The sequence below is a fragment of the Plantactinospora soyae genome, assembly GCF_014874095.1.
In the GTDB taxonomy this organism is placed as follows: Bacteria; Actinomycetota; Actinomycetes; order Mycobacteriales; family Micromonosporaceae; genus Plantactinospora; species Plantactinospora soyae.
Map to the genome: position 1 here is coordinate 4,229,631 of NZ_JADBEB010000001.1, position 16,122 is coordinate 4,245,752.

Annotated in this window: 16 protein-coding genes; 11 read left to right on the top strand and 5 right to left on the bottom strand. The window is 72.2% G+C overall.

From position 1 onward, the window contains the following. Positions 1–151 precede the first annotated feature (151 nt). Positions 152–763: a hypothetical protein gene (locus tag H4W31_RS18920; RefSeq protein WP_192767870.1), complete on the top strand. Its 612-nt coding sequence runs from the start codon at positions 152–154 to the stop codon at positions 761–763. Positions 764–931: 168 nt separating this feature from the next. On the opposite strand, the gene H4W31_RS18925 is transcribed toward H4W31_RS18920, so the two are convergent. Beyond that, positions 932–1,819 (bottom strand): alpha/beta fold hydrolase, encoded by an 888-nt coding sequence (locus H4W31_RS18925; protein WP_192767871.1) that lies wholly within the window; start codon positions 1,817–1,819, stop codon positions 932–934. Between the two features lie 80 nt (positions 1,820–1,899). Between H4W31_RS18925 and H4W31_RS18930 the strand changes: the two genes are divergently transcribed. Further along, complete coding sequence (locus H4W31_RS18930) at positions 1,900–2,574, top strand: TetR/AcrR family transcriptional regulator (RefSeq protein WP_318783266.1); 675 nt, start codon at positions 1,900–1,902, stop codon at positions 2,572–2,574. A gap of 109 nt (positions 2,575–2,683) precedes the next feature. On the opposite strand, the gene H4W31_RS18935 is transcribed toward H4W31_RS18930, so the two are convergent. Further along, the gene (locus H4W31_RS18935) at positions 2,684–2,956 is read right to left on the bottom strand and encodes a hypothetical protein (RefSeq protein ID WP_192767873.1); all 273 of its coding nucleotides are present in this window, start codon (positions 2,954–2,956) and stop codon (positions 2,684–2,686) included. On the opposite strand from H4W31_RS18935, the gene H4W31_RS18940 reads away from it, so the two are divergent. The 9 genes from H4W31_RS18940 to H4W31_RS42870 all read left to right on the top strand — a co-directional run bounded on the left by H4W31_RS18940 (position 2,955) and on the right by H4W31_RS42870 (position 12,364). After that, positions 2,955–3,302: a PadR family transcriptional regulator gene (locus H4W31_RS18940; RefSeq protein WP_192767874.1), complete on the top strand. Its 348-nt coding sequence runs from the start codon at positions 2,955–2,957 to the stop codon at positions 3,300–3,302. The genes H4W31_RS18935 and H4W31_RS18940 overlap by 2 nt on opposite strands. A gap of 8 nt (positions 3,303–3,310) precedes the next feature. Further along, on the top strand, positions 3,311–4,273 hold the full coding sequence (locus H4W31_RS18945; protein WP_192767875.1) for a hypothetical protein: 963 nt from the start codon (positions 3,311–3,313) through the stop codon (positions 4,271–4,273). A gap of 157 nt (positions 4,274–4,430) precedes the next feature. Next, the gene (locus H4W31_RS18950) at positions 4,431–5,015 is read left to right on the top strand and encodes a TetR/AcrR family transcriptional regulator (protein ID WP_192767876.1); all 585 of its coding nucleotides are present in this window, start codon (positions 4,431–4,433) and stop codon (positions 5,013–5,015) included. A 71-nt stretch (positions 5,016–5,086) separates the two neighbouring features. Further along, positions 5,087–5,926: an alpha/beta fold hydrolase gene (locus tag H4W31_RS18955; RefSeq protein ID WP_225945585.1), complete on the top strand. Its 840-nt coding sequence runs from the start codon at positions 5,087–5,089 to the stop codon at positions 5,924–5,926. A 195-nt stretch (positions 5,927–6,121) separates the two neighbouring features. Continuing rightward, positions 6,122–6,571, top strand: a complete 450-nt coding sequence (locus tag H4W31_RS18960) for a hypothetical protein (protein WP_192767878.1) — start codon at positions 6,122–6,124, stop codon at positions 6,569–6,571. 425 nt (positions 6,572–6,996) lie between these two features. Continuing rightward, positions 6,997–7,404 (top strand): integrase, encoded by a 408-nt coding sequence (locus H4W31_RS18965; RefSeq protein WP_192767879.1) that lies wholly within the window; start codon positions 6,997–6,999, stop codon positions 7,402–7,404. A gap of 72 nt (positions 7,405–7,476) precedes the next feature. After that, entirely contained in the window at positions 7,477–8,034 is a 558-nt protein-coding gene (locus H4W31_RS18970; RefSeq protein WP_192767880.1) for a SigE family RNA polymerase sigma factor, read from the top strand. Beyond that, the gene (locus H4W31_RS18975) at positions 8,031–9,485 is read left to right on the top strand and encodes a WD40 repeat domain-containing protein (RefSeq protein ID WP_192767881.1); all 1,455 of its coding nucleotides are present in this window, start codon (positions 8,031–8,033) and stop codon (positions 9,483–9,485) included. The genes H4W31_RS18970 and H4W31_RS18975 overlap by 4 nt, the downstream gene beginning before the upstream one ends. A 233-nt stretch (positions 9,486–9,718) precedes the next feature. Next, positions 9,719–12,364, top strand: coding sequence for an ATP-binding protein (locus H4W31_RS42870; RefSeq protein ID WP_318783267.1), 2,646 nt, complete (start codon positions 9,719–9,721; stop codon positions 12,362–12,364). Between the two features lie 47 nt (positions 12,365–12,411). Here the strand turns inward: H4W31_RS42870 and H4W31_RS18985 are convergent, their stop codons facing one another. The 3 genes from H4W31_RS18985 to H4W31_RS18995 all read right to left on the bottom strand — a co-directional run bounded on the left by H4W31_RS18985 (position 12,412) and on the right by H4W31_RS18995 (position 16,016). Next, positions 12,412–13,734 carry a hypothetical protein gene (locus tag H4W31_RS18985; protein ID WP_192767882.1) on the bottom strand — a complete coding sequence of 441 codons (1,323 nt, stop codon included), beginning with the start codon at positions 13,732–13,734 and terminating at the stop codon, positions 12,412–12,414. Then, on the bottom strand, positions 13,731–14,243 hold the full coding sequence (locus H4W31_RS18990; protein WP_192767883.1) for a SigE family RNA polymerase sigma factor: 513 nt from the start codon (positions 14,241–14,243) through the stop codon (positions 13,731–13,733). The genes H4W31_RS18985 and H4W31_RS18990 overlap by 4 nt, the downstream gene beginning before the upstream one ends. Before the next feature lie 264 nt (positions 14,244–14,507). Continuing rightward, positions 14,508–16,016, bottom strand: a complete 1,509-nt coding sequence (locus H4W31_RS18995) for a cellulose binding domain-containing protein (protein ID WP_192767884.1) — start codon at positions 16,014–16,016, stop codon at positions 14,508–14,510. Positions 16,017–16,122: the final 106 nt, after the last annotated feature.

The window sequence follows — 16,122 nt, forward strand, 5'->3', positions numbered from 1 at the left end:
TTGGACTTAGGGGAGACGCTACCTCGACCGAGGGGAGGCGCTGGCTCGCCAGGGGGGAGGCGCTGGCTCGCCAGAGGGAGGTGGTGCGGCGGCGGCGCGGGCATCGTGAACCTCCGGAACGCCCGGACGGGCGACGATCGAGGAGGACAGGATGAAGGCAACGGTGTACCGGATCGGCGCGGCGGCGGTCGCGGCCGGCATGGTGTTGAGTGGATCGGTGGCGTCGGCGGCACCCGCTTCCCGCCCCGGACCGCTGGCCCGGGTGACGGGCTCGGCGGAGGTCCGGCTGACGTACTGGCCGGACAGTGACGTCCGGGCGTTCACGTTCGACGCCACGGCGGCGCCGTACAGCCGACCGTTTCCGGGGGCTCCCGACGGGCTGCCCACCGATGCGGTGGGGACCGTACGCATCTCACACCTGGTGGCCGACGCGGGCATCACCGTCCGGATGGTCGCGCGGGTCGACTGCCTGGCGACGGGACCCGGTGTGGCAACGCTGACGGCGGTCGTCACCGAGGCGGACGAGCCCGCGCAGGAGCAGGTCGGAAAGCGGCTCGGCTTCAGCGTGTCCGACACGGGGCGGCGCGGTACCGACCGGGTGGGCTTCTCCTGGTCCGTGGTGAACGCGGACCAGAACGAGGCGGGGGAGTGGGGCGAGGGGAGGATCGGTACCTGCATGGGCCCCGGCCCGTTCGCCCCGGTGACGCGCGGCGACTACACGGTCCGGCACCAGGACCTGACGCCGGTGCCGACCCGGCGCTGATCCGGCGAGGGAGGTCGGGTCGTCTCGGGCGACCGCCCCGGTGCCGTCCGGCACACCACGCGCATCGAGGTGGTCGTCCCGCGAGAATTCGCCGACCGTGCGGGACGACCACCCCGAGCGTCGGGGCGGTGCGGCCGGCTGCTACCCGGTCCGGCGCCTGGTGGGCGGCTACTCGTCGGCGTGGTCGGCGAGCGCGCGGATCTCCTTGGCGTAGGTGGGCCAAACGTCGCGGGAGATGAAGTGGCCGACGCCGGACAGAAGGCGTAGCCGGGCGGCGGGGACGGCGGCGGCGATGTCCCGTGGGGCCGTCGACCGCAGTAACGGGTCGCGATCGCCGTGCAGCACCAGGGTCGGTGCGGTGATCCGGGCGAGCGGGCCGCCGTGCCACTTCGCGCCGATCTGCCGGCTCTGCGCCTTGGCGTCACGCAGGCTGGTGACCTGGTGCGCGGCCTCCCTGTCCACGAACTCGCGTACGTCCCGCTCGTCGATCTGTTGGCCCGGCGCCAGGATCCGGGCGACGGCCACGGCCATGGCCAGGTGGCCCTGCGGGGTGTCGGGGGCGCGCAGCCGGGCGAAGTGGGCCACCGTTCCCAGGCGCAGGTAGCGCAGCACACCCAGGCCCTTCGCGTCGCTGGGCACGGCCGAGGAGGTGGTGACGGTCAGCACCCGCTCCGGATGGCGGATCGCGGTGCGCTGCGCCACGAGCCCGCCCATGGAATGGCCGAAGAGGTGGGCGCGTGGCCAGCCCAGGGCGTCCAGTACGGCAACCGCGTCGTCGGTCAAATCCTCGGCGCTGTACGCGGGGGCCGCGCGGCGCAGTAGGGCACGGATCGGCGAGCCGGTGCGCTGGTCGGGCAGGTGGGTGGACTCGCCCGCGTCGCGCTGGTCGTAGGCCACGACGTGGAACCCGTGACGTACCAACTCGTCCACCAGCCCACCGGGCCACCAGAACCGTGAGGCGCCCAGTCCCATGACCAACAGCAGCGGGTCACCGCCCACGCCGCCCAGGTCCTCGAAGGCGAGCTGAATCTCGCCGTTGCGGGCAAAGCGTGTCATGGCGCCCTCCTCTTTCGCGTACGGCGTTCGCGAACAGCGTACGCCAAGGGGTAGGCTGTCGCCAAGCGATGGAGGAGCCCGTGCCGGAACAGCAGCAATCGATGATCTGGATGCGGCCGGAGCAGGCGCGGGTCGGGCGCCCGGCCGAGCGCAGCCGCGTCGAGATCACCACTGCCGCGCTGAAGGTGGCCGACCGGGAGGGTCTCGAGGCTGTCTCGATGCGTCGCGTCGCCGCCGCCCTGGGCACTGGCGCCGCTTCCCTCTATCGCTACGTGGCCACCCGCGACGACCTGCTCGACCTGATGACCGACAGCGTCGCGGGCGAGTACGACCTACCCGCCCCCAGCGGCGACTGGCAGGCCGACCTGCTCGCGATCGCCCACCAGGCCCGCCGGATCATGCGACGCCACCCCTGGCTGCCGACCCTGGTCATCACCCGCCCCACCCTCGGCCCGCACGGGATCGGCCTGCTGGAGCAGGTGCTCGACGTACTCGCCGACCATCCGGCCGAACCCGCCCGGAAGCTTGAGGCATTCGCTCTGCTGAACGCGCTGACCGCACTGTTCGTCCAGAACGAACTCGCCGCCACCGGGCCCGACACCGGGCGGCAGTTCAGGTATCTGCAGCACGTGGCCAGCGCGGGGGACCACCCCCGGATCACCGCCCTGCTCGCCGCCATCCCGTCCGGCGACAAGCCCCGGGACCGGTTCGATGCCGTACTCGCCGGTGCCCTGACCAGCGTGCTCGGCGGGTGACACAACCTCCCGAGAACCGAGTGGGCGTACGGTGATGTCCACCGGTCGCCCCGGTCCGTTGTGCCGTCGCGGATCGCCACCGTCTCGGACATCCACACCGGACCGTCGGCTAGCCGAGGACGCCGGCGTATTCGCGGGCGGCGGCGGCACTGCCCTGGATGAGGGTCGCCGCTTCGGCCAGGCGTTGCTGACGCTGCTCGGCACGCTGGATCGCCTCCGCGATCCTGGCGTGGTTGGTGCCGGCTGCGACCGCCCGAAGACGGGCGAGGACCTGCTCCGTGTTCTCCATGGCTGCGCGGATCTGATTGAGGGTGGTGTTGCCCTGGTCGGCGGCCTGCGCAGTCGTTGCTATATATATCGCAGCACGATATATATAGTGCATGGAAATCAGTGAGCAGACGTTCCTGATCCTCTCCGCCCTCGCCGACCAACCCCGGCACGGCTACGGCGTGGTGACGGAGGTCGACGAGATGACCGACGGCAGGATCCGGTTACGCGCTGGCACCCTCTACGGGGCCCTCGACCGCCTGGTCACCCAGGGGCTCATCGCCCCCGACCACGACGAGGTGGAGAAGGGCCGGCTGCGGCGTTTCTACCGACTGACCGACACCGGGGCGGACGCCATCCGCGCTGAGAGCCGGCGGATGGCCACCGCGGTCCGGCTCGCCGAGGAGCGCCTCGACAAGCGCGCCGCCCGCAACACCCCGCGCCTTGGGACCAGCGGATGAACCCGGACATGAGCCCCCTGGAGCGACGATACCGACGGCTGCTGCGCCTACTGCCAGCCACGCACCGCGCCGCCCGCGGCGAGGAACTGCTCGGACTGCTGCTGGACCTCGACCATGGCCGCCGACACCCGAGCCGGCACGAGACACTGCACATCATCGCCCTGGCGATCCGGCTGCGACTCACGACGCCCGTCACCACGGCGGCCCTCACCACTGGACTCAGTGCCCTGCTCGTCGCCGCCGGTACCCAGCCCGCCGGTGACACCCTGGACCTGTTCACCGGCGCCGTCCTCGCCACCGACATGCCGGGCATCATCTCCAGTTGGCCGCAGATAGCCGTTCTCGGCCTGCTGCCCCTCGCGCCGCTGATCGCCTGGCTGTGCGGCGCGACCCGGACCGCCCTCACCCTGCAAGCAATCTTCCTGACGGCCACCGTTGGTTGGTTCGTCATCGACGTACTCAACGGTGCCGGCATCGGAATCAACCCCGGCCAACAGCTCTTCGCGTACGCCGCACCGGTCTTGATCTTCGTCCTGCTCGCGATCGCTGACCGCGAGCGGTGGACCGCGCCCCGGCCGCGCCTGTTCTGGTGGGCCCTCGTCCCGCTCGGGATCCTCGCCTGGAAGGGCACCGGAGAATGGGGACGCCACGGCGTGTACGTTCCCGACGCCGTGCCGACGGTCATCGGGATCCTCACCGCCGCCACCGCCGCTGTCGGAGCCGCCGTCGCGGTCCGCCGCCACCGGCCCGCCGTCATCATCGGCGTCGGACTCACCGGCTTCATCGCCGGATGGCTCATCCCCGACCCGCTGCTCTCCAACACGGCGATGCAGCACTTCGACCGTCAGCCGCTACCACTGGCAGTCCTCATCACGGTGATCGCTGCCACCATCACTGGCATCAGTCACCTCGCCGGTCGCCACAACCCCGAGGTGCGATCGCTACCACCCGATGAACCCGTGATGCGCTGAACACCAGTCTCGGGCCAGACAAGCGGCGACCGCAGGCCCTCCGTCGCGGGCCGGGGGGCGTTAGGAAGGGGCCCTTCTTCTACAGAAAACGATAGGAAGGGGCCCTTCCTTACCGCCCGGAGTTGACGATCCGAACGATCGTGCGGAAGATAGGGGCGTGGGGAAGGGTGAGCTGACCAAGCAGACCGTGCTCGCGACGGCGACCGAGATCGCCGGCCGGCTCGGGCTGGCCGGGCTCACCATCGGCTCCCTGGCCAGCCAGGTGGAGATGTCCAAGAGCGGGCTGTTCGGGCATTTCCGCTCGAAGGAGGCACTCCAGATGGAGGTCCTGGCGTACGCCCGGGAGAGCTTCATCGAAACGGTCATCCATCCGGCGCTGGCCGCGCCCCGGGGTGAGCGGCGGGTCCGGACGATGGTGGATCGCTGGCTCGAGTGCAGCCTGGAGCGGGAGCCGGGTTGTCTCTTCGTCTCCGCCGACACCGAGTTCGACGACCAGCCCGGACCGGTCCGGGACCAGCTCGTCCGGGACCACCGGGACCTGATGGAGTCGATCGCCCAGATGTTCCGGACCGGGATCAGCGAGGGCGAGTTCCGGCCCGACGCCGATCCCGAGCAGTTCGCCCACGACCTGTACGGCGTCATGCTCGGGTTCTTCCACGCGCACCGCCTGATGAACGATCCCGCAGCCGCGTCCCGGAGTCATCGGGCCGTCGACGCGCTGCTGGACAACGCCCGGATCTGACGAGCCCCTGAGGATGGAGCGACATGGCCGCTTGGCATAGTAAAAAAAGCACGATCGTTCGTACTGCAATCATGGGTGGGCTTCGATTGACCTTCGGTGTCCTGGAGCGGGTGGCGCCCGGGCCGGGGGCGGTGCTGGCCGAGCGGATCTGGTGCACCGTCCCGCGTGGCGCGGTACATCCACCCGAGGTGGCCGGGGAGCGCTTCACCGTTCCGGTGCACGGCCGTACGGTCGTCGCCGAGGCCTGGGGCGCCGGTCCGGTCGTGTACCTGATGCACGGCTGGGGCGGTTGGCGAGGCCAGTTCACGGGCTTCGTCGCCCCGCTCGTGGCGGCGGGACACCGGGTCATCGCCTTCGACGCCCCCAGCCACGGCGACTCGGCGCCCGGCGCGTACGGGCCACGGAGAGGGCTGCTGCCGGAGTTCGTCGACGCGCTGGAGGCGGTGGTCCGGATCGGTGGACCGGCGCACACCGTCATCGGACACTCCCTCGGCGGCGCCGCCACCGCGATCGCAGCCCTGGACGGCCTGCCCGCCGAGCGGCTGGTCCTGATCTCGGCGATGGCCGACCCGATCGCCTACACCTCGGACTTCGCCCGAGCGCTCGGCTTCGGTGAGCGGATCCGGACCGGCTTCCTCCACCGCCTCGAGCGGCGGGTCGGCCGGCGGATGCCGGAGTTCGACGTCCGGGCCCGGGTGGCGGGGCAGACGCAGCTGCCGCCGGTGTTCGTCGTACACGACCGTGCCGACAGGCAGGTCCGGTTCACCGACGGTGAGGCGCTGGCGGCGGCCTGGCCCGAGGCCGAACTGCTGGTGTCCGAGGGGCTCGGACACCGGCGCATCCTGCGCGATCCCGCCATCATCGCCAGCGTCGTCGACTACGTGGCCGGGGCGCGGGTCGGCCGGGGATGAACCCCGTCCGGCCGTCGCCGACACCGCACTGTCGTACCGCCGTCCCGGCGTCGTGATCGTCGAGTTCTCCGCCCGGGGACGCCGGGCGGGAACCACTTCTGTCGATGGGGAATAGCTTCCCCGGGTCGAGGGAACTGAACAGCGACGAGGAGCTTTCGGGACGACCGGGGGACGGGGTACGGAAGGGGCGGCTGGATGAGAACGGATCAGGTGTGGGAGGCAACCCTTCCTCAGCGGTGCCGGTCCTGCGGCGGTCTTCAGTCCTGCCGGGCCTGGGAGGCGCTGGTCCAGGACCGGTTGCAGTGGACGATCCTCGGATCGTGTCCGGGCTGCGGGGACGGGGAAGAGGAGTTCGGCTGGGACGAGTCGCCACCCTCGGTGCGGTCCGCGCTGATCCGCCAGTGCGGGCTGTTCCGGCTGCGCCTCGCGCCGACCCCGGAACTGCCCCGGGTGAGCCTGATGGCCGCGCTCCGGAAGGACGGCGCCACGCTGGCCGACGTACCCGCGCTGGCCGAGCGTCTGGTTCGGACCGGGGTGACCGGGACGGAGATCGAGATGCGGCTCCTGGAACTCCGGCTCAATGCCGTCGGCGCCCAGGCCACGGTGACCAGGGAGGACGGTGCCGGCGTCGCCGCCGTCAGTTGACCCGCGGGACGCCGGGCCGAGCCCCACCGGCCGGCCCTCGGTTGGCCCCGAGCGGCGGAAGCGGACGGTTCCGGTCCCGATCGGAACCGGCGGGTCTGCCCCGCAGCTACGCAGACCCGACGGCCCCGACCGGGACCGGCGATCCGGGTACGGCCACCACCATCCCGGGTACGGGCGAGAGCACTCGACCCCGCCTGTTCAACGGCGCTGCCCCGTCGGCGGGCACCGGTGCCCGATCCTCGGTGTTGCCGTGGACGCCGTCCTCGGGCAAGTGAACCCGAGCCGGACGGGGTAGGTCCGCGGGCGCCCGCGCAATGGCGCGAAGCCGGGAGGGGACTGCGGCCGTACCGGAATCGGCTGGCGCGTCGTACCCGCTCCTGCGACCATCGAGCCCGTCTGCGGTGGCATCCGGACAGGGGGCAGGGATGAAGTCGAGACTGCGGAAGCTGTACGCCCACGACCGGCAGTTCGCGTGGAACGCGCGGATCGATCATGTCCGGACCGGGCAGGGGCTGCGCCGGTGTATCCGGCTCCGGGTCTGGGGCGCGGGAAAGAACAGCCGAATGTTGCAGGTCGATCTGCTGTCCCGGGCAGCACGGTCGGCCTGGGGTGACCCGGCGGCGACCGACGGGGCGTACCCGGAGCCGAAGGACGTCCGTGCGGTGATCGACTACGCCCTCGGCCAGGGCTGGCAGCCCGACGAGATCGGTGGCAACTTTCCGCTGTCCGGAGCGCGGCATGCCCGGGAGTTGACGCTGTCCGACTTCGAGGTGACCGACCTCCTACAGCTTGCCGAGCGGTCGACATCCACCCGAGAGCCGGCGCCGTCCTGACCGTAGGGAAAGTTTCGGCGTACACCCACCCGAGCCGGCAACCCTGAGCGTGGTGATGGTCAGGAGGTGGGTGTGGATCCAGAGGAATCCTTCCGGGAGTACGTCTCGGGCCGGGTCGCGGCGCTGTCCCGCGCGGCGTACCTGTTGACCGGCGACCGACACCTGGCCGAGGACCTGGTGCAGCTCACCCTGGTACGGGTGGCGCGGCACTGGGAGCGGCTGGTTTCCCGGGGCGACCCCGACGCGTACGTCCGGCGGACCCTGTACACCCAGCACGTCTCGATGTGGCGGCGCCGGTGGCGGGAGGTCGACCTGCGTGCCCAGCCGCCCGAGGTGGCGGCTCCGGACAGCACGGCGGGACTCGCGGGAACGCTGATGATCCGTGACGCGCTGCGGCGACTCGCCCCGAAACAGCGTGCCGTGCTGGTACTGCGCTACTTCGAGGACCTGACCGAGGCTGAGGCCGCCGACGCGCTCGGCTGCTCGGTGTCGACGGTCAAGAGCCAGACCCGGGACGCGCTGGCCCGACTGCGGACGCTCGCTCCCGAACTCGCCGACCTGGTCGGTCCGGGACCGGTCGCCAGTGGCCCGGCGTCGGCGCGGCCGACCATCGGGAAGGGGAAGCGGTGACGGAGAATCTACGGGCGGCGCTGGCGGAACTCGCCGACCAGATGTCACCGCCACCGGTCGACGACGTGTGGCGGGCCGGGCGACGGATGCGTCGGCGCGACCGGTTGCGAACGGTGACCCGGCTGACCGCGGTGGTGGCGGTGGCGGTCTGCCTCACCCTGCCGGCGCCGTGGTACCGCCCACCGGCCCAACCGTTCGGGGGCGAGGCGGCCGTGCCGGCCAGGGTGTGGACCCCGTGGATGTGGCAGGCCAGCGTCGGACAGGATCCCCCCGGATCGGCGACGCTGCTGTTCAGCGGTGACGGATTGGGGTTACACGGCGCCGATCCCTTCGACCACGAGGGCAAGGTGGCGGCGGTCGGCAGGGACGGTGCGTACCGGATGCTGCTGTACGGCGGCGGGGAAACCGTCGCCGGGGAGGGGGTTCTCATCTCGCCGGACGGCCGGTCGGTCGTCCAGCACTTCCTCCCCGGGGCCGCCGACGGCTGGTTGGTGGTCACCGACCTGACCACCGGGCAGAACCGTACGATCGCCGCCCCGGACGGAGGAACCTGCTGTGGCGAACCGGTTGCCTGGGCCCCGGACGGCGGCGCGGTGCTCGCCACCCACCGGCCGGCGCAGCCGATCGGGATCGACCCGGTCACCGGAGAGGGAATCACTCCCACCCGGCTGGTACTGCACGACCTGACCACCGGCGTCAACCGGGTGCTGGTCGACGGGTTGGAGAACCGGTCGGGGCTGCGGACCGCCTCACTGGCCGCCTTCTCCTCCGACAGCGCCCGGATCGCGGTCAGCCAGGGCAGCCGGGTGAGCCTGGTCGACCGAACCGGCACGGTGGCCTGGACCCGGGATCTCGGGCCGGGGCGGTATCTGGCCGGACTGGGAGCATTCAGCCCGGACGGCCGGCGGATCGCCACCGTGACCCTCGACGGCTGCCGGCACGAATGCGACACCACCGCGCTGGCCGCCCGGACCTGGCGGTTCGGTTACCTCGACTCGGCGAGTGGGCTTGACGCCGACGGCCCGACGTTCGGACCGGTCACCGCGCTGGCCGTCCGCGCACTCGGCTGGCGTCTCGGCACCGACCTGGTCGTGCTGACCTACCAGCCCGAGGCAGGCAGCTGGCAGACCGCGGACGACGACGGCAGCACGGACACCTGGTGGGAGGTGGGTGACGCGACGCTGGTCGCGCTGCGTCCCGGCGGTGGCTCGGAGGTGCTGGTCGACTCGCCCGGCGAGGTGCTGGCGATGGACGTACCACGCGAGCTGCTGGAGTCGGGCCGGTTCGGCGGCCCGGCCCGCCAGCCGGCACCGTTTCCGGCCCGGCCGCTCATCCTGGTGCCGGCGATCCCGCTTGTCGTGGTGCTGAGCGGCATCGCCGTTCCGGTGGTTCTCTGGGCACGCCGTCGGCGTCGCCGGCTCGACGGGATCGACGGTCTCCGAGGAGGTTGACCGGCCCGCAGGCGCGGCAGGAACTACTGATTGACGGAATCCGCCCGGCGTTCGGCGGGTGGCACCGGTCTCGGGCGAGGGGGAAGCTGATCGGCCTCGACCGATTCGTCACGGGCTGTGCATGGCGAGCCTCACAGTTCGTACCGAAGCGGTTCCGGGGTGCCACCGGCCGTGCAAGCATCGACGAGAATTCACGTGGGCGCGGGGGGTGTCCACGGGGTCGGGGACTTGTGGTGGGGGGCGCGTCCTTGAACCAGGATCGACGTGACGAATTCGGGGTTCTACTTCGGACTCTTCGGCGAGCGGACGGTCTGACCCAGGAGGATCTCGCCGAACGCTCCGGCTCCAGCGTCCGCAGCATCCGGGAGATGGAGCGGGGGCGGGTCCGTTCGCCGCAGCGGCGTACCGTCGCGCTCCTCGCGGACGCGCTCGGCCTCGACGGGTCCGAGCGCTCGCGCTTCCTCGGCCTGGCCCGTACCGTGCGGTTTCCGGCGACCCCGCCGGATGGCGAGGCCACGGTGCCCGGTCCCGAGCCGTCCACCCGGACCAATGCGGCAACCGCGCCGGCGCCGCCGACCGATGCCGTGGCCGGATCGTCGCCCGGATCGGCGGCCGGATCATCGCCCGGATCGGCGGCCGGCCCGGCCGTACCCGGTGAGCCGCTGGCCAGGGTCGGGCCCGGTGAACTGCCCGCCGCGGTGCCGGACCTGGCCGGCCGGTTCGGCGAACTGGACGCCCTGCGCGCGTTGACCGCGGACATCACCGCGGGTCGCACCGACACCGCGTCGCTCGTGGTGCTGCACGGGCCACCGGGGATCGGCAAGACCAGTCTCACCGTGGCGGCGGGACACCGCCTGATCCCGAGTTTCACAGACGGCCAACTCTTCGTCGACCTGAGCGGTGCGGCGGCCGATTTCGCCGCGGCGGCGGCCGGCGCCGAGGCAGGCCCCGCCGACTCCGATGGTGCCCGGGGGCACGGGCGGGTCGATCCGGCCGACGCGTTGGCCGCGCTGCTGCGTTCCCTCGGCCTGCCCGACAGCCGCGTCCCGGTGTCGCTGGCCGAGCGCGCCGGCCTGTTCCGCACCCTGACCCGGGACCTCCGCCTGCTGGTGGTGCTGGACAATGCGACCGACGAGGCCCAGGTGCGTCCGCTGCTGCCGGCCGGGCGGCACTGTCTCGTCCTGGTCACCAGCCGGCGACCGTTGACGGGGCTGGCCGGCGCGGTACGGGTGGCGCTCGGGGTACTGGACCCGGCCGAGGGCCGGCAGATGCTCACCTCGATCGTCGGCACCGACCGGGTGGCCGCCGAGCCCACCGCCACCGAACAGCTCGTCCGGCTCTGCGGCCGGCTGCCGCTGGCCATCCGGATCGCCGGCAACCGGCTGGCCACCCGACCACAGTGGACGGTGGCGCATCTCGTCGCGCAGCTGCGGGACCAACGACGCCGACTGACCGTACTGACCGCGGGCGACCTCGGGGTCCGGGCGGCGTTCGAGGTCTCCTACCGCCAACTGGATTCGGGGACGGCGGCGGCGTTCCGGCGGGCCTCACTGATACCCGGCGCAGACTTCGACGCCGCCCTGGTTGCGGCCGCCGCCGGCAGCGACGGGGAATCGGCGGCCCAGGCCGCTGAGGACCTGGTCGACGCCGGACTGCTGCTGTCGCTCGGCGACCGCTACCGGTTCCATGACCTGGTACGGCTCTACGCGTACGAGCGGATGGGTGGTGACGAGACGCCGGAGCAGCGGACCGTGGCGCACGACCGCATGGTCGGCTGGCTGTTGCGCCGGACCGAGCACGCCGGTGCGATGTTCGAACCGGGTGGCGGCAGGTCAGCCGGCGCGCACACCGGATCGACGCGGACGGGCTCGCCGTTCGACGACCATCGGGCGGCGGGAGCCTGGCTGGACCGCGAGTCCGGCAACTGGCCAGCGGCACTGCGCGACGCCGCCCGGCAGGGTCGGCACGCCGACGTCGTACGGGTGGCCCGGGCGTTGCACTGGTACTCCGACGCGACCAGCCACCGCCACTCGTGGGACGAGATCTTCTCGCTCGGGGTGACCGCCGCCCGCGCGCTCGGCAGTGCCCGCGACGAGGCGGTGCTGCTCAACTTCCTCGGCTGGGCGAGGTACTACTGCCGGGAGCGGAACTCCGACGGGCTGGCCGCCCTGGAGCACGCGCTGGAGCTGGCCCGGCGGATCGGGGATCGGCGGGAGGAGGCATGGGCGCTGACGTACTCGGCCTCGATCTTCGTCCGCTCCGGCCGCGCCGGGTACGCCGTCGACTCCTCCCGGCAGGCGGTCGCGCTGTTCCGGCAGGTCGGGTACGAGCTCGGCGAGGCCTGCGCCGCCAACGTGCAGGGTACGGCGCTGGCCGCGCTCGGCCGGTACGCGGAAGCGGCGGATCTGCACCGCGACGTGCTGGAGTTCTACCGCCGGGGAAGCGGGTTGAGCAGCACGGGTGCGCTGATCGCCCAGGCCAGCACGATGATGTGCCTCGGCGCGGACCTGGCCGGCGAGCGGCTGTGGCACGAGGCGGCCGGCGAGTACGCCCGGGCGCGGATGCTGTTCCAGCAGTGTGCCGCGACGTTCGCCGAGGCCGGCGCCGCCTACCGGCACGGGGTGACGCTCCGGGCCCTGGGCGACGTCGAGGCAGCCACCGAACAGTTGCAACAGGCGCTGGCGCTGTTCGTCGGCGTACCCAGTCCGTGGTGGGAGGCCCGGACCCTGCACGTGCTCGCGGCCCTGGCCGGCGCGGACCCGGTCGGAGCGGCCGACGCGCGGCTGCTGCGGCGACGGGCGCTGGACCGGTGCGGCGAACTGGACGCCCCGGAGGCCCACAGCCTGCGGGCGACCCTGCTGCGCGAACTCGCCGAGTAACCTCGGCGACGATGCCGGCCGTCCGGGCAGCAGGGTCTCCGGTCAGCTCATCTGCAACGCCAGAGGACCGCCTGCGGCTCGCCCTTGGCGTCCTCGCTCTGACCCGTGACGGTCCGTCCGTCGTCGCTCATCATCCAGCCGGTGTTGCCCGGCGCGGACTTGTGACTGTGCAACGGTGGCAGCACCAGCGGTCCGGCGTCGGTGAGCAGACCGGCCCGATCGCCGATGAAGCCCACCATCCAGCCCTGCGCGTTGCCGCTCTGCGGCCAGAACGAACTGCGGGGCACCTCGACGAACCGGCCGGTCGGCAGGTGCAGCCGGGCTGCCGTGCTGACCTCCTCACCCTTCCCGCCGTTGCCCGGACCGCCCCGGGTCGCGACCCCGGTCACCCAGCCGTCGCGGATCGACTGCGGCCGGAAGGAGTCGGCGGGAGCGCCGGCCACGAGCGGGGTCGGCAGGCGCTGTGCCGTTCCGTCCGGGCGCCACAGGTACCCGAACTCATGCTGGCCCTCCCGGTCCAACAGGACCCCGAGCACCGTGCCGGCCTCGTCGATGTCCACCGCCTGGCCCCACGAGCCGTCGTCGGGGAGCGGAAGGTCGACTGCCGGAGTCGACGACCCGCGCCAGATCACCGGCTGGTCCCGCTGCGCTTCCCGGTACCCGACGATCTGGTTCGCCTCGTTGATCGCCAGAGCCTGCCCCGACGTCACGCCGGGCAGCTTGCTGACCTTCTTCCCCCGGTACAGGTAGGGGACCGGGCCGTTCGACGTCCAGCCGCTGCCGACGGCCACGCCGGCCGAGGTGACATCCGCCAGCCGCTGGTCGTCGCCGGGCAGGTTCACCCGCGCAGGCGTGCCGTTGTCCCAGATCAGTACCGGATAGGTGCCCCGGCTGCCGCTCGGGTACGACCGGCCGAGGACGAACCTGCCGGTCGGATCCGCGCCGGTGACCAGGCTCTTCGGATCGCCGCCCGGAATGGCCAGCCGGTGCACCGTGCACCGGGTCGGCGGGGTCAGCGCCGACGCGGGCGGTGTCGGTGTCGGGCCGCCGGTCGGCGTCGCCACGCGGCTCGGGTCGATGCTGGCGCTCGGGTCGACGGTGCCGCTCGGATCCGCCGTCGCCGGCGCGCCGGTGCTGCGGTCCGCCGCCGGCCCCGGGGAGATCACCTGCAACGTCATCGGTACGGCGGCGACCGCGGCCACCGCGAGTACGGCCGCGCTGCTCGCCCCCGTCATCCGACGGGTCCGCCTACGGCGCCGCGCCTCGGCCACCGCCCCGACCAGATCGATCCGTCCCGGCCGGTCCGGTTCGGCGTCCAGCCGACGCAGCATCGTGATCATGTCTTCGTCGTCGTTTCGCACGTTCTTCATCGACCCTTCCCGATTTCCGCGTACTCGTGGTCGCCGAGCAGTCGCCGTAGTGCCTTCAGCCCGTGCGAGGTCTGGCTCTTGACCGTCCCGGCCGAGCAGCCGAGGACCTCGGCGACCTCGTTCACCGGCAGGTCGTGCAGGTAACGCAGCACCAGGACGGCCCGCTGCCGGGGCGGAATCCTGGCGAGGGCGTTCCGCAGCACCGTGCGCTCCGCCACGTCCTCGTCGACCGTGGGCCGTACGTCCGGCGTGGTGCCGAACAGCAGCACCCGCCACCACCCCTTGCGCTGGCTGTCCAGGAAGGTCCGCACCACGATCGCCCGTACGTAGGCCTCCAGGTGGGTGGCTCGGGCCGCCTTCGACCAGTTCAGGAAGAGCTTGGTGACGGCCTCCTGCACCACGTCGTCCGCCTGGTCGTCGTTCCCGCACAGCGAGTACGCCAGCCGGCGCAGGCTCGGAAGCCGTGCCGTGACGTACTCGAGGTATTCCGCTTCGGGTTCGTCCCGCATTCGCCAACCTCCGTTGGGATCCCACCTACAGACGGGAACCGCTCCGGATCGGTTGTACGACGGCGCCACCGGATTGGCGAGGGCTGCCGCAGGCCGATCCCGCGCGGCGGTCGGCCGACCGGCCGCAGGGCCCCGGAATTCTCTCGCGTCGGGGGTCGCGGCGCCGATCGGGGCCGAGGACGATCGGGCCCTGCCGCTCGTGGCGGTAGGGCCCGATCCGGGGAGGCCGGTCCGACTCGTGGCGGCGCGGTCCGGGGGAGTCGATCAGCTACAGGCGGCACCGTTCAGGGTGAAGGGCGTGGGCGTGGTCGGTGAGCCGCTGGCGGTGAAGCCCAGGTTGATCGAGCCACCGGCCGGGATCAGCGCGTTGTGCGCCTCGTTGGTGACCGTCACCTTGGCGCCGGTCTGCTGGAACTGTCCGTGCCAGTGACCCTGGACGACCTGGTTGCCGGGGAAGGACCAGCCCAGCGACCAGCCGCTGACGGCCGATCCACTGTTCTGCACCGTGACGCTGGCGGCGAAACCGCCGCTCCAGGAGTCGGTCACCAGATAGGAGACCCGGCAGGTGGTGGACGCGGTGCCGGTCACCGGCACGATGGCGCCGAAGTCGTCCCGGGCGGTGGCGAAGTCCTGGAAGCCGAGGCCCGCGCCGCCGGACCGGGTGACCGTGCCGGCCGCCAACACGGTGCCGTCGGACTGGACCGCGTAGACCGGTCCGCCGCTGTCGCCGCTGCGCGCCGCCTCCTCGCCGTCGAGCTGGGTGGCCTCGACGAGGTCCTCCCGGTCGTCGTAGTGGAAGTCGACCCGGAAGTTGCAGACCGGCCGGGCGAGTTCCCCGGCGGTGGTCGAGCCGGACTGGCAGAGGAACTGACCGGGGAAGACCTCGGTCCAGCCGGTCACCCGGACCCGGGTCTCGTCGTTCGACCCACCGGTGTAGACATCGCCACCGGCCGTGGCCGTCGAGATCAGCATCGTGTCGTGGTCCTGGTTCTTGTGCGTGGCCGGTCCGATCGGCGTACCGGTGCCGTCCCGCCACTCTTCGCCGACCTCGCTGCAGTGCCCGGCGGTGAGCAGGTAGTTGGCCCCGGAACCGGCGTCCCGGACCCCGAAGCCCGAGGTGCAGCCGTAGCTGGCCCAGATCCGGGCTCCGCCGTTCCACGGGGCGGCGTCGTCCTCCCGGGAGCGCGGGACCATCGGCTGCCGCGCCACGACAGTGGTCCGTACGCCGGTGGCCGGCAGCTTCGGGAGCGTGGCGTTCGGCGTACCCGTGACGGCGATCTCCAGGCCGCTACCGTCGGTCCGGAGCTTCACCGCGTGTGCGGCGTCCTTCGGGTTCGCCCGGACCGCCGGGTCGAGCCTGGCGGCGGCCGCCTTCAGCTCGACCTGCGAGTACGTCGCGTCGACCACCTCGACCGGTGCGGTCCGGCGGGCACTTTCCACCGTCGTGGCGACGCTGGCCGGAAGCTGTCCCTTCCACCACAGGGTGACGTGGTCGTCGACCAGGCCGATGCCGGCGTAGCCGGTGGAGTTCCCGGTCTCGATCGCGGTGCGGATGATGCTCGCGGCATCGATCAGGGGGATCTGTGCGGTCATCCGGTCACTGGTGGCGGCCGGCAGCAGGTCGAGCACGGAGGCGCCCGCGTTCGCCACCCGGAGCGGCTGTAGGGGTGCGGTCGAGGCGGCGACCCCGGGTGCGGGGCCGGCCAGGGCGGCGGCGCCGATGAGTCCACCGGCGAGAACGGTGCGAGCGATGGCATTCCATGTTCGCGTCATGCGGCAAAGTCAAGCAACGCCGGCTGGCCGGAGACAGGAGGGAAACCCGGCAGGACTCCTCCTGCCGGGCTTCCTGCCGGGCGTGCGATCCGGGGCGTGGTTCCGG

Coding starts and splice junctions, on each gene's coding strand:
- H4W31_RS18965 (WP_192767879.1), top strand. CDS start 6,997: ATGAAGTCGAGACTGCGGAAGCTGTACGCCCACGACCGGCAGTTCGCG.
- H4W31_RS18960 (WP_192767878.1), top strand. CDS start 6,122: ATGAGAACGGATCAGGTGTGGGAGGCAACCCTTCCTCAGCGGTGCCGG.
- H4W31_RS18945 (WP_192767875.1), top strand. CDS start 3,311: ATGAGCCCCCTGGAGCGACGATACCGACGGCTGCTGCGCCTACTGCCA.
- H4W31_RS18985 (WP_192767882.1), bottom strand. CDS start 13,734: ATGAAGAACGTGCGAAACGACGACGAAGACATGATCACGATGCTGCGT.
- H4W31_RS18990 (WP_192767883.1), bottom strand. CDS start 14,243: ATGCGGGACGAACCCGAAGCGGAATACCTCGAGTACGTCACGGCACGG.
- H4W31_RS18935 (WP_192767873.1), bottom strand. CDS start 2,956: ATGCACTATATATATCGTGCTGCGATATATATAGCAACGACTGCGCAG.
- H4W31_RS18920 (WP_192767870.1), top strand. CDS start 152: ATGAAGGCAACGGTGTACCGGATCGGCGCGGCGGCGGTCGCGGCCGGC.
- H4W31_RS18925 (WP_192767871.1), bottom strand. CDS start 1,819: ATGACACGCTTTGCCCGCAACGGCGAGATTCAGCTCGCCTTCGAGGAC.
- H4W31_RS18940 (WP_192767874.1), top strand. CDS start 2,955: ATGGAAATCAGTGAGCAGACGTTCCTGATCCTCTCCGCCCTCGCCGAC.
- H4W31_RS18955 (WP_225945585.1), top strand. CDS start 5,087: ATGGGTGGGCTTCGATTGACCTTCGGTGTCCTGGAGCGGGTGGCGCCC.
- H4W31_RS18995 (WP_192767884.1), bottom strand. CDS start 16,016: ATGACGCGAACATGGAATGCCATCGCTCGCACCGTTCTCGCCGGTGGA.